The sequence below is a fragment of the Enterobacter sp. PL_is511 genome (assembly GCF_055816065.1).
This window is the reverse complement of record NZ_JBVPGP010000023.1, coordinates 367,638-379,381: the sequence shown is the minus strand read 5'-3', so window position 1 is coordinate 379,381 and position 11,744 is coordinate 367,638. Positions and strand designations below refer to the sequence as shown.

The window sequence follows — 11,744 nt, the reverse complement described above, 5'->3', positions numbered from 1 at the left end:
GGATTATTTACCACCAAACTGTTTCTGGTGCGCGTCGAGGAACTCTTTCATCTCTTTCGGTCCCTGATAGCCTGGAACGACATAGCCGTTGCTCAGGACAATCGCTGGCGTACCGTTAACGCCAAACTGCACGCCAAGCGCGTAGTGGTTAGCAATATCAATGTCGCAGGAGGCCGGCTTAACGCCTTTGCCGTTCATCGCGTCGTCAAACGCTTTGTTGCGGTCTTTCGCACACCAGATGGCCTTCATGTCCTGCTCTGGCTGGCTCTGCACGCCCGCGCGCGGGAAGGCCAGGTAACGTACGGTAATACCCAGCGCGTTGTAATCTTTCATCTCTTCATGCAGCTTGTGGCAGTAGCCGCAGGTGATGTCGGTGAAGACGGTAATGACGTGTTTTTCCTGCGCCGCCTTATAGACGATCATCTCTTTTTCGAGCGCGTTCAGGTTTTTCATCAGCAGCTGGTTGGTGACGTTCACCGGCTGCGCGCCGCTCACGTCGTACATTGGCCCCTGAATAATGTGTTTGCCGTCTTCGGTGACGTACAGCACGCCGCTGCTCGTCAGCACCGTTTTCATGCCGGCAACCGGTGCAGGCTGAATATCGCTGCCGGTGACGCCAAGCTTAGCCAGCGACTGTTTGATGGCGGCGTCGTCCGCATGGGCGAAACCGGTAAATGAGGCTGCCAGCAGGGTGAACAGCGCGAAAGACTTTTTCATAAGTGATCCTGTTACAATTCGTCGGCACTCACGCACGAGGGTGGTGCTGTTGGTGTAGCTGCCGCAGGCGTTCCGTCGCGACATGGGTGTAAATTTGCGTTGTGGAAAGATCGCTGTGCCCCAGCAGCATCTGCACCACGCGTAAATCAGCGCCGTGGTTTAACAGATGCGTCGCGAAGGCGTGACGCAATACGTGCGGCGAAAGCTTTTCACTGTCGATACCCGCCAGTGTGGCGTAATGCTTGATGCGATGCCAGAACGTTTGCCGCGTCATCTGCTGCGCGCGCTGGCTCGGAAACAGAACGTCGATAGACGCGCCGTTGAGCAGCCACGGACGACCATGCTCCAGGTACGTTTCCAGCCAGTAAACCGCCTCTTCACCCAGCGGAACCAGCCTTTCCTTGTTTCCTTTACCGATGACGCGCACCACGCCCTGACGCAGGCTGATGTCGCTCATCGTCAGGCCAACCAGTTCCGAAACGCGCAGGCCGGTAGCATACAATAGCTCAAGCATGGCTTTATCGCGTAACTCCAGCGGCAGGTCAACTGCCGGTGACTGTAATAATCTCTCAACTTGTGCTTCGCTGAGATCTTTCGGCAGCCGCTGCGGGAGCTTAGGGGATGCCAGCAGCGCGCTGGGATCGTCCTCGCGGATCTTCTCACGGTAGAGATGCTGGAACAGCCGACGCATGGCGCTGAGCAAGCGCGCAGAACTGGTCGCTTTGTAGCCCCCTTCGACACGTTCACCGAGCAGCGCCTGCAGGTCGTCGCTTTGCGCGCTCGCCAGCGAGAGCTGCCGACGGGCCAGCCACTCCACCAGCATGGTAAGATCGCGCCGATAGGCGCTGAGCGTATTCTCGGCCAGATTTTTTTCCAGCCACAGCGCGTCGAGAAACTGTTCGATCAGTGCGAGATCCTTTTCCACATCAGCCCCTTTGATTCTGCAGTCAGCCCATTATGCCTGATTACGACCGGTTTCTGGTACACTACGCGCAAAGTCAAAGCAAGAATTGAGATAGTTACGCGATGAATATTGGTCTGTTCTATGGTTCCAGCACCTGCTACACCGAAATGGCGGCAGAGAAAATTCGCGACATCATTGGTCCGGAACTGGTGACGTTGCATAACCTGAAAGATGACGCGCTTACGCTGATGGAGCAGTATGACGTGCTGATCCTCGGCATCCCGACATGGGATTTCGGCGAGATACAGGAAGACTGGGAAGCTATCTGGGGCCAGATTGATACGCTCAACCTCGAAGGCAAAATCATTGCCATGTACGGCATGGGGGATCAGCTGGGTTACGGGGAGTGGTTCCTGGACGCGCTCGGCATGCTGCACGATAAGCTGGCGCCGAAAGGGGTATCGTTCATCGGCTACTGGCCAACCGAAGGTTACGAGTTCACCAGTAAAAAGCCGATTATTGCCGACGGCGAGCTGTTTGTTGGGCTCGCGCTGGATGAAACCAACCAGTACGATCTCAGCGATGAGCGCCTGCAAAGCTGGTGCGAGCAGATCCTGGGCGAAATGGCAGAGAAGTTTAGCTAACGCGCGTTACCCCTGCGTCGTCTGTTGTAGCAACATCCGGCGCAGGTCTCGCCACTCGGCAGCATCCATACTGTCAGCCGCCAGCCAAAGATGCTGGCAACGCCCGCCGTCCACCTTGCGTAACCGTAACATCATGCCGCAGTTGAGCATCCAGGGCATACCGAGAATATCCCACTCTTTTCCCTGCCAGCGCAGGCGGGAATCCATCAGTAGCTTGATCTCTCCCTGACGGGCATTAATGCGACGCTGGCTGCGTACGCTGTCAAAAACGACAAACGATAGTAACAGCAGCCACAGCGGTGTATAGCTCAGCGGCCACGGCATCAGTAACACAATGGCCGCAACCAGGCCGTGGAGCAATAAAGACATCCACTGCGAGCGCCACGAGACGCGAAGATCAGATTGCCACAGGACCACGTTCCCGATTCCGTGTTTGAATTAATTGCACCATCCGTTGCAACTCGGTGTCGGCGGGTTTGCCGTGGTTCATCAGCCAGTTGAATAAATCCGGATCGTCAGACTCAAGCAGTCGAACAAACAGACGCTTATCATCGTCGCTTAAGGTGTCATACTCATATTCGAAGAAAGGCATGATGGAAATATCAAGTTCACGCATGCCGCGGCGGCACGCCCAGTGAATACGGGCCTTGTTGTTAATATCCATGTTCAGTTTCCTGCATTACGTTTGGCACAGTCGGTACCCCCTTCAGTGTTCTTTATTTCTCTACGGGGACACCAGCTAGTGTAACGTGTTTTTGACCGTTTCATTACTGGAATATTGCGTTCGCCGAGCAAGCTTCCAGAATAATCCCCACAAAGACAGCGGATTACATTATTTTGCGTAGCGCTACGCATAACCGGTTTATGGCACAAATGGTCTGCTGAAAGCGCTTGCATTGCCTGCAGGCTCTTTTACCATTAGGCATTATCAAAGCGTTAAGCAATTCAGGATATCGTTATGGCCTTTACACCATTTTCTCCTCGCCAGCCCGCCGCCTCTGCGCGTCTGCCGCTGACGCTTATTTCTCTTGATGACTGGGCGCTGGCAACGCTCACCGGTGCCGACGCCGAAAAATACCTGCAGGGCCAGGTGACCGCCGACGTCAGCCAGATGACCGAACACCAGCACCTGCTGGCCGCGCATTGCGACCCAAAAGGCAAAATGTGGAGCAATCTGCGTATCTTCCGCCGCCAGGACGGCTTTGCCTTTATTGAGCGCCGCAGCCTGCGTGACGCCCAGCTCAAAGAGCTGAAAAAATACGCGGTCTTCTCCAAAGTCACTATCGCCCCGGACGACGAACATGTCCTGCTGGGTGTGGCCGGCTTCCAGGCGCGTGCGGCGCTGAAAAATCTGTTCAGCGAACTCCCAGATGCCGAAAAGCAGCTCGTCAGCGAAGGCGCGACCTCCATCCTGTGGTTTGAACACCCGGCAGAGCGTTTTCTGTTAGTCACCGATGCTGAAACCGCCGAGCGCGTCACCGAGGCGCTGCGCGGCGAAGCGCAGCTTAACAACAGTCAGCAGTGGCTGGCGCTGAACATCGAAGCGGGTCTGCCGATCATTGACGCCGCAAACAGCGCGCAGTTTATTCCTCAGGCAACCAACCTGCAGGCGCTGGGAGGCATCAGCTTTAAAAAGGGCTGTTACACCGGCCAGGAGATGGTCGCGCGTGCGAAATTCCGCGGGGCAAACAAACGTGCGCTGTGGACGCTGGCGGGCCATGCCAGCCGTGTACCTGAAGCGGGTGAAGACTTAGAGCTGAAGATGGGTGATAACTGGCGCCGCACCGGCACCGTATTAGCCGCTGTACAGCTGGATGATGGACGTCTTTTGGTTCAAGCCGTCATGAACAACGACATGGAGGCTGACAGCGTGTTCCGCGTGCGTGACGATGCGAACACACTGAGCATCGAGCCGCTGCCGTATTCTCTGGAAGAGTGATGCTGTATCGCCCGGTGGCGCTGCGCTTACCGGGCCTACGGTTTTGGTGTCCACCCTCTCCCTGTAGGAGAGGGCCGGGGTGAGGCACGGTGTAAAAAACTACACCTGCCCCACATACAGATAAATAGCCAAAAAGTGGCACACGCTGCCGCCCAACACAAAGCCGTGCCAGATGGCATGGTTGTACGGGATGCGCTTGCAGACGTAGAAGATCACGCCGAGCGAGTACACCACACCGCCTAAGGCCAGAAGCGTCACGCCCCCTACCGACAGTTTGACTGCCAGTTGATACACCACAATCAGCGACAGCCAGCCCATCGTCAGATAGGTGACCAGTGACAGCACCTTAAACCGGTGCGCTATGGTCAGCTTAAACAGGATCCCCAGCAGTGCCAGGCTCCAGATAACAATCATCAGGCCACGCGACAGCGGCGAGTTAAGCCCCACCAGCAAAAACGGTGTGTAGGTGCCTGCAATAAGAAGATAGATAGCGCAGTGGTCAAATTTCTTGAGCCACGTCTTGGCCCGCTGATGCGGGATCGCGTGATACAGCGTCGACGCCAGGAACAGCAGGATCATGCTCCCGCCATACAGGCTGTAGCTGGTAATAGCCATCGCGCTGGCATTGGCGTCCACCGCCTGCACCAGCAATAACACTAAACCGACAATCCCAAACACCAGGCCAATGCCGTGGCTGATGCTGTTGGCTACTTCCTCAGCCAGCGAATATCCCTGTGCGATTAATGGTCTGCTCACCATACAAAACTCCGGGAAAACAAAAGATGATTATTCATCGCATAACTATGCTAACTGAGAATGATTCCAGTGAACACCTGTTAGCTAAAATAATTTCATTTCAAAATTTATACCTAAAAATCATAGATATAAAGAAATCTTTCACCTAACAATTGTTCACATAAAAATTTAATCATTATGAATCAAGAGCATAAAAATGGATCCTGCCGTCCGGGTGCATGTTATGATATGACGATGAGGTCAGAATGAGAGTTATGCCATTGTGAGTATGTTCACCCACTCCGCCATTGCCAGTCTCAATAACCTGGAGATGATGGTCTACAACTATGTCATAAAAAATCGTGACAAAGTCATGTACATGACCATCCGCGAGCTGGCGGATGCGGCAGATGTCTCAACCACCACTATCCTGCGCTTTTGCCGCAAGCTTAACTGCGAAGGCTATTCTGAATTCCGCGTGCGCTTTAAGCTTTATCTTGAACAGAACGAGCCCCAGCAGGCGAACTTCGGTGCCAGCGAAATTATCAGCTTTTTTAAAAGCGTGAATAATGAAGAGTTCGACGCGTTATTAGATAGTGCGGTCGATATTATTTTATCGTCGGAACGTATTATATTTGTCGGCGCAGGCACGTCAGGCTCGCTGGCAAAATATGGCGCACGTTTCTTTTCTAATATCGGAAAATTCAGCAACCATATTGATGACCCTTATTTCCCGGTCACCAATGATATGGCGAAAAATGCGCTGGCGATCGTGCTCTCCGTCTCGGGCGAGACCGAGGAGATCCTGCGCTTCGCCAGCCAGTTCAGCCTGCATCACTGCAAAGTGCTCTCCATTACCAGCCATGAGCACTCGCGCCTCGCAAAGCTGGCGGACTTTAACCTCTCCTGGCATGTTCCTCAGACGCGTATTGCAGGCGTCTACGACATCACCACGCAAATTCCCGTCATTTATATTCTGGAGTCTCTGGGACGTAAACTGGTGAAGAAACTCACAGAATAAAACACCCTGTTTTTTTGATGTGACAAATCACATTATGCACACCTTGTTATATCGTGACATTTAATTTCGCTTTGCTAGACTCGATGCCAATAAGCCATTTATTGAGAATAGCAGCGATGAAAAAATTGACCTTACCAAAAGATTTTTTATGGGGCGGCGCGGTTGCGGCTCACCAGGTAGAAGGCGGCTGGAACAAAGGCGGTAAAGGGCCAAGCATTTGCGATGTATTGACCGGCGGCGCACACGGCGTGCCGCGTGAAATCACGCAAGAGGTGGTGCCGGGTAAATACTACCCCAATCATGAAGCTATCGATTTCCACGGCCATTATAAAGAAGACATCAAGCTGTTTGCCGAGATGGGCTTCAAGTGTTTCCGCACCTCTATTGCCTGGACGCGTATCTTCCCGAACGGTGACGAAACGCAGCCAAACGAAGAGGGTCTGAAATTTTACGACGACATGTTCGATGAGCTGCTGAAGTACAACATTGAACCGGTAATCACCCTCTCCCACTTCGAAATGCCGCTGCACCTGGTGAAGGAGTACGGTAGCTGGACCAACCGTAAAGTGGTCGATTTCTTTGTGCGCTTCGCGGAAGTGGTCTTCGAGCGCTACAAAAACAAGGTCAAATACTGGATGACCTTCAACGAAATCAACAACCAGCGCAACTGGCGCGCGCCGCTGTTCGGTTACTGCTGCTCGGGCGTGGTCTATACCGAACATGACAATCCGGAAGAGACCATGTACCAGGTCCTGCACCATCAGTTTGTGGCCAGCGCCCTGGCGGTGAAAGCCGCGCGCCGTATTAACCCGGAGATGAAAGTCGGCTGCATGCTGGCGATGGTGGCACTCTATCCGTTCTCCTGCAAACCGGAAGACGTGATGTTTGCCCAGGAATCGATGCGCGAGCGCTATGTCTTTACCGACGTCCAGTTGCGTGGTTACTACCCGTCCTACGTGCTGAACGAGTGGGAGCGCCGCGGGTTCTCCATCAAAATGGAGGCAGGCGACGAGCAGATCCTGCGTGAAGGTACCTGCGACTACCTGGGCTTCAGCTACTACATGACCAACGCGGTGAAGGCGGAAGGCGGTACCGGCGATGCCATTTCCGGTTTCGAAGGCAGCGTGCCGAATCCGCACGTGAAGGCGTCCGACTGGGGCTGGCAGATTGACCCGGTGGGCCTGCGTTATGCCCTGTGCGAACTGTACGAACGTTATCAGAAGCCGCTGTTTATCGTGGAAAACGGGTTCGGCGCCTACGATAAAGTCGAAGAGGACGGCAGCATCAACGATGACTATCGTATCGACTACCTGCGTGCCCACGTGGAAGAGATGATCAAAGCCGTGACGCACGATGGCGTGGATCTGATGGGCTATACGCCATGGGGCTGTATCGACTGCGTATCGTTCACCACCGGCCAGTACAGCAAGCGCTACGGCTTTATCTATGTGAACAAGCACGACGACGGCACGGGCGACATGTCGCGTTCCCGTAAGAAGAGCTTCGAGTGGTATAAAAGCGTGATTGCCAGCAACGGCGAAGCGCTGTGATTTTTTGCCCGGTGGCGCTGCGCTTACCAGGCCTACACGAATGGTAGGCCGGGTAAGGCGAAGCCGCCACCCGGCTTATTTCCCGCCCGCCAGCTCTATAAAACTGCCCGTGACGTACGACGCCTTTTCGCTCAGCAGCCAGACAATCGCCTGGGCGACCTCTTCCGGCTGGCCGCCGCGCTGCATCGGCAGCAATGATTTCACGCGATCCACCCGCCCCGGCTCTCCGCCGGACGCATGAATATCGGTATAGATCAGACCCGGACGGACGCAGTTGACGCGAATGCCCTGCGCCGCCACCTCAAGCGATAAACCCGTTGTCAGCGAATCCACCGCCCCCTTCGACGCGGCATAATCCACATATTCACCCGGCGCGCCCAGACGTGACGCCGCGGAAGAGACATTCACTATCGCCCCGCCCTTGCCGCCGTGTTTGAAGGACATGCGCTTTACCGCTTCCCGGCAGCAGAGGAAGTAGCCCGTGACGTTGGTCGCCAGGACGCGGTTAATGCGCTCAGCGGAGAGATTCTCGATAGTGGATTGCTCAAATAGAATCCCCGCATTATTCACCAGCGCGGTCAGCGGCTCACCTTCACGATCGAGGCTATTAAACATCGCCAGCACCTGAGCTTCATCGCTGATGTCTGCACGGACGGCAAAGGCTTTACCGCCTGCATCCACAATCTGCCTGATGACGTCCGTCGCGGCGTTAATGTTGTGATGATAGTTCACCGCCACGGTGTAGCCTTCGCGAGCCAGCTGCAGCGCGGTGGCTTTACCGATGCCGCGGCTGGCGCCGGTGACCAGTGCAATTGCCATTATCTTCTCCCAATAAAAAAGCCGGGTAGCGGCTTCGCCTTACCCGGCCTACGTTACTACAGCAGCAATGTTACTGGTATTCGCTCATCGGCACGCAGGAGCAGAACAGGTTACGGTCGCCGTAGACGTCATCAAGACGCTTCACGGTCGGCCAGTATTTGTTCGCCACGCCTGCCGGGAAGACCGCCAGCTCGCGGGAATAGCCGTGGTTCCACTCTGCCACCATTTCGTGCTGGGTGTGCGGGGCGTTAACCAGCGGGTTATCTTCCAGCGTCCACTCGCCGTCCTGCACGCGGTCGATCTCCATGCGGATGGCCAGCATCGCGTCGATAAAGCGGTCCAGCTCGGCTTTGCTTTCAGATTCCGTTGGCTCCACCATCAGCGTGCCCGCAACCGGGAACGACATGGTTGGCGCGTGGAAGCCGTAGTCGATCAGACGCTTGGCGATATCCAGCTCGCTGATGCCGGTCTGCTCTTTCAGCGGACGAATATCCAGAATGCACTCGTGCGCCACGCGACCGTCGCGGCCGGTATAGAGCACCGGGAAGGCGGACTTCAGGCGAGTCGCAATATAGTTGGCGTTCAGGATCGCCACCTGGCTCGCCTGCTTCAGCCCTTCCGCGCCCATCATGCGGATATACATCCAGCTGATTGGCAGGATAGAGGCGCTACCGAACGGTGCCGCTGAGACCGCTCCCTGACGGGTCAGCATGCCTTCAATCTGCACCACGCTGTGGCCCGGCACAAACGGCGCCAGATGCGCTTTCACGCCGATTGGCCCCATGCCCGGGCCGCCACCGCCGTGCGGGATGCAGAAGGTTTTGTGCAGGTTCAGGTGCGACACGTCCGCGCCGATAAAGCCCGGCGAGGTAATGCCCACCTGAGCGTTCATGTTTGCACCGTCGAGGTAAACCTGACCGCCGAACTGGTGCACGACTTCGCACACTTCACGGATGGTTTCTTCGTACACACCGTGGGTAGACGGGTAGGTCACCATGATGCAGGAGAGCTTGTCGCCCGCCTGCTCGGCTTTCGCACGCAGGTCGGCCAGATCGATGTTGCCGTTCTTATCGCACGCCACCACCACAACTTCCATGCCCGCCATCTGGGCAGAGGCCGGGTTGGTACCGTGGGCGGAGCTTGGGATCAGGCAGATATCGCGGTGGCCTTCGTTGCGGCTTTCGTGATAGTGACGGATCGCCAGCAGGCCCGCATATTCACCCTGCGCGCCGGAGTTCGGCTGCATGCAGAGCGCGTCGTAACCGGTCAGCTTCACCAGCCAGTCGGAAAGCTGGTTGATCATCATGTGATAACCTTCCGCCTGCTCTGGCGGGCAGAACGGGTGCAGCTCGGAGAATTCTGGCCAGGTGATCGGGATCATCTCTGCCGCGGCGTTCAGCTTCATGGTGCAGGAGCCCAGCGGGATCATCGCCTGGTTCAGCGCCAGATCCTTGCGCTCCAGGGAGTGCATGTAACGCATCATCTCGGTCTCGCTGTGGTAGCGATTAAAGACCGGGTGCGTCAGGATGGCGTCGTTACGCAGCATGCTGTCCTGAATGGAGCGGCTGTCGAGCGCAACTTCTTTGTCGAGCGCATCAATGTCCAGACCGTGCGCATCACCCAGCAGCACGCTGAACAGGTTCAGGATATCGTCGCGGGTGGTGCTTTCATCCAGCGTAATGCCGACGGCGTTGTGAATGTCGCTGCGCAGGTTAATCTCTGCCGCATTCGCGCGCGCCAGCACGGCCGCTTTGTCCGCCACGTCCACGCACAGGGTGTCGAAGTAGTGGGCGTGGCGCAGCTTAAGGCCTTTCTGCTGCAGACCGCAGGCCAGAATATCGGCCAGGCGGTGAATGCGGCTGGCAATGCGTTTCAGGCCAGCCGGGCCGTGGAACACGGCGTACAGGCTGGCGATGTTTGCCAGCAGCACCTGTGAGGTACAGATGTTGGAGTTCGCTTTCTCGCGGCGGATGTGCTGCTCGCGGGTCTGCATCGCCATGCGCAGCGCGGTGTTACCGGCAGCATCTTTTGAGACGCCGATAATACGGCCAGGCATGGAGCGTTTGAATTCATCTTTCGCGCCGAAGAACGCCGCGTGCGGGCCGCCGTAGCCCATCGGTACGCCGAAGCGTTGTGCGGAGCCGAATACGATATCTGCGCCCTGTTTACCCGGCGCCGTCAGCAGCACCAGCGCCATAAAATCGGCGGCAACGCTGACAACCACTTTGCGGGATTTCAGCTCGGCAATCAGCGCGCCGTAGTCGTGTACTTCACCCGTCGTACCTACCTGCTGCAGCAGCACGCCGAAGACGTCCTGATGATCCAGCACTTTGTCAGCGTCGTCGACGATCACGTCAAAGCCGAAGGTCTCTGCGCGAGTACGCACCACGTCCAGCGTCTGCGGATGCACGTCCGCCGCGACGAAGAAGCGGTTGGCATTTTTCAGCTTGCTCACGCGTTTTGCCATCGCCATCGCTTCGGCGGCGGCGGTCGCTTCATCCAGCAGAGAAGCAGAGGCGATATCCATGCCGGTCAGGTCCAGCGTCACCTGCTGGAAGTTCAGCAGCGCTTCCAGACGGCCCTGGGAAACCTCTGGCTGATACGGGGTGTAAGCGGTGTACCAGCCCGGGTTTTCCAGCATGTTGCGCAGGATAACCGGCGGCAGCTGCACGTTGGTGTAGCCCATGCCAATGTAAGACTTATAGCGCTTATTCAGGCCGGCAATAGCCTTCAGCTCCGCCAGCGCGGCGAATTCCGTAGTGGCTTCCCCCACCTGAGGTGGCGTGGCAAGCTGGATGTCTTTTGGCACAATCTGGCCGATCAGTGCGTTTAATGAATCCGCGCCAACCGTCTTCAGCATCTCCTGCTGTTGCTGAGCATCCGGCCCAATGTGACGTTCAATGAAGGCGCCACGGTTTTCAAGCTGGCTTAAAGTCTGTGTCATGAGCGATGGTTCCTGAAACGTGCAGTGAATGTGTTTTCTCCCTCTCCCCAAAGGGGAGAGGGTTAATGACTTACTCGTCTTCTAACAGTGCTTCGTACGCGGTCGCATCCAGCAGAGCGGCAACCTGGGATTCGTCGCTGGCTTTGATCTTGAAGATCCAGCCGCCTTCATAAGGCTCGCTGTTCACCAGCTCTGGCGAATCGCTCAGCGCGTCGTTGACGGCAACGATTTCGCCGCTCACAGGGGCGTAGATGTCAGAGGCCGCTTTTACGGACTCCGCCACGGCGCAGTCGTCGCCCGCGCTAACGGTCGTGCCCACGTCAGGCAGGTCAACAAACACCATGTCGCCCAGCAGCTCTTGCGCGTGCTCGGTGATCCCTACGGTGTAAGTGCCGTCCGCCTCTTTGCGCAGCCACTCGTGTTCTTTGCTGTATTTCAGTTCTGCTGGCACATTGCTCATTGAAGTTCTCC

At 56.3% G+C, this 11,744-nt stretch carries 12 protein-coding genes; 4 read left to right on the top strand and 8 right to left on the bottom strand.

Annotated elements, in window-relative coordinates:
• Positions 1 to 3: 3 nt before the first annotated feature.
• Positions 4 to 717, bottom strand: coding sequence for a bifunctional protein-disulfide isomerase/oxidoreductase DsbC (gene dsbC / locus AC0TN7_RS14120; protein WP_024906584.1), 714 nt, complete (start codon positions 715 to 717; stop codon positions 4 to 6).
• A 28-nt stretch (positions 718 to 745) separates the two neighbouring features.
• The gene (gene xerD / locus AC0TN7_RS14115; protein ID WP_024906583.1) at positions 746 to 1,642 is read right to left on the bottom strand and encodes a site-specific tyrosine recombinase XerD; all 897 of its coding nucleotides are present in this window, start codon (positions 1,640 to 1,642) and stop codon (positions 746 to 748) included.
• Positions 1,643 to 1,743: 101 nt separating this feature from the next.
• Between xerD and fldB the strand changes: the two genes are divergently transcribed.
• On the top strand, positions 1,744 to 2,265 hold the full coding sequence (gene fldB, locus AC0TN7_RS14110) for a flavodoxin FldB (protein ID WP_024906582.1): 522 nt from the start codon (positions 1,744 to 1,746) through the stop codon (positions 2,263 to 2,265).
• A 6-nt stretch (positions 2,266 to 2,271) separates the two neighbouring features.
• Here the strand turns inward: fldB and AC0TN7_RS14105 are convergent, their stop codons facing one another.
• On the bottom strand, positions 2,272 to 2,682 hold the full coding sequence (locus tag AC0TN7_RS14105) for a protein YgfX (protein ID WP_023326024.1): 411 nt from the start codon (positions 2,680 to 2,682) through the stop codon (positions 2,272 to 2,274).
• Positions 2,663 to 2,929, bottom strand: coding sequence for an FAD assembly factor SdhE (gene sdhE / locus AC0TN7_RS14100; protein WP_006178375.1), 267 nt, complete (start codon positions 2,927 to 2,929; stop codon positions 2,663 to 2,665). Before sdhE ends, AC0TN7_RS14105 begins: the two co-directional genes overlap by 20 nt.
• Before the next feature lie 294 nt (positions 2,930 to 3,223).
• Here sdhE and ygfZ point away from each other — a divergent pair, with 294 nt between their 5' ends.
• Positions 3,224 to 4,204: a tRNA-modifying protein YgfZ gene (gene ygfZ / locus AC0TN7_RS14095; protein ID WP_248165628.1), complete on the top strand. Its 981-nt coding sequence runs from the start codon at positions 3,224 to 3,226 to the stop codon at positions 4,202 to 4,204.
• A gap of 99 nt (positions 4,205 to 4,303) precedes the next feature.
• On the opposite strand, the gene trhA is transcribed toward ygfZ, so the two are convergent.
• Positions 4,304 to 4,963 (bottom strand): PAQR family membrane homeostasis protein TrhA, encoded by a 660-nt coding sequence (trhA, locus tag AC0TN7_RS14090; protein ID WP_023333307.1) that lies wholly within the window; start codon positions 4,961 to 4,963, stop codon positions 4,304 to 4,306.
• 265 nt (positions 4,964 to 5,228) lie between these two features.
• On the opposite strand from trhA, the gene AC0TN7_RS14085 reads away from it, so the two are divergent.
• Together AC0TN7_RS14085 and bglA are read left to right on the top strand one after the other, a co-directional pair.
• The gene (locus tag AC0TN7_RS14085) at positions 5,229 to 5,960 is read left to right on the top strand and encodes a MurR/RpiR family transcriptional regulator (protein WP_473702257.1); all 732 of its coding nucleotides are present in this window, start codon (positions 5,229 to 5,231) and stop codon (positions 5,958 to 5,960) included.
• A gap of 116 nt (positions 5,961 to 6,076) precedes the next feature.
• A complete protein-coding gene (gene bglA / locus AC0TN7_RS14080) occupies positions 6,077 to 7,510 on the top strand; it encodes a 6-phospho-beta-glucosidase BglA (RefSeq protein WP_024906578.1) in 1,434 nt (477 codons plus the stop codon).
• 75 nt (positions 7,511 to 7,585) lie between these two features.
• On the opposite strand, the gene AC0TN7_RS14075 is transcribed toward bglA, so the two are convergent.
• The 3 genes from AC0TN7_RS14075 to gcvH form a co-directional block, all read right to left on the bottom strand.
• The gene (locus AC0TN7_RS14075; protein WP_024906577.1) at positions 7,586 to 8,329 is read right to left on the bottom strand and encodes an SDR family oxidoreductase; all 744 of its coding nucleotides are present in this window, start codon (positions 8,327 to 8,329) and stop codon (positions 7,586 to 7,588) included.
• 70 nt (positions 8,330 to 8,399) lie between these two features.
• Positions 8,400 to 11,273 (bottom strand): aminomethyl-transferring glycine dehydrogenase, encoded by a 2,874-nt coding sequence (gene gcvP / locus AC0TN7_RS14070; protein ID WP_024906576.1) that lies wholly within the window; start codon positions 11,271 to 11,273, stop codon positions 8,400 to 8,402.
• A 70-nt stretch (positions 11,274 to 11,343) separates the two neighbouring features.
• Positions 11,344 to 11,733 (bottom strand): glycine cleavage system protein GcvH, encoded by a 390-nt coding sequence (gcvH, locus tag AC0TN7_RS14065; RefSeq protein ID WP_008499718.1) that lies wholly within the window; start codon positions 11,731 to 11,733, stop codon positions 11,344 to 11,346.
• Positions 11,734 to 11,744: the final 11 nt, after the last annotated feature.

Bases quoted from the DNA above. Each gene is read 5' to 3' on its own strand.
- dsbC (WP_024906584.1), bottom strand. From the start codon at position 717: ATGAAAAAGTCTTTCGCGCTGTTCACCCTGCTGGCAGCCTCATTTACC.
- fldB (WP_024906582.1), top strand. From the start codon at position 1,744: ATGAATATTGGTCTGTTCTATGGTTCCAGCACCTGCTACACCGAAATG.
- sdhE (WP_006178375.1), bottom strand. From the start codon at position 2,929: ATGGATATTAACAACAAGGCCCGTATTCACTGGGCGTGCCGCCGCGGC.
- ygfZ (WP_248165628.1), top strand. From the start codon at position 3,224: ATGGCCTTTACACCATTTTCTCCTCGCCAGCCCGCCGCCTCTGCGCGT.
- trhA (WP_023333307.1), bottom strand. From the start codon at position 4,963: ATGGTGAGCAGACCATTAATCGCACAGGGATATTCGCTGGCTGAGGAA.
- AC0TN7_RS14085 (WP_473702257.1), top strand. From the start codon at position 5,229: ATGTTCACCCACTCCGCCATTGCCAGTCTCAATAACCTGGAGATGATG.
- bglA (WP_024906578.1), top strand. From the start codon at position 6,077: ATGAAAAAATTGACCTTACCAAAAGATTTTTTATGGGGCGGCGCGGTT.
- AC0TN7_RS14075 (WP_024906577.1), bottom strand. From the start codon at position 8,329: ATGGCAATTGCACTGGTCACCGGCGCCAGCCGCGGCATCGGTAAAGCC.
- gcvP (WP_024906576.1), bottom strand. From the start codon at position 11,273: ATGACACAGACTTTAAGCCAGCTTGAAAACCGTGGCGCCTTCATTGAA.
- gcvH (WP_008499718.1), bottom strand. From the start codon at position 11,733: ATGAGCAATGTGCCAGCAGAACTGAAATACAGCAAAGAACACGAGTGG.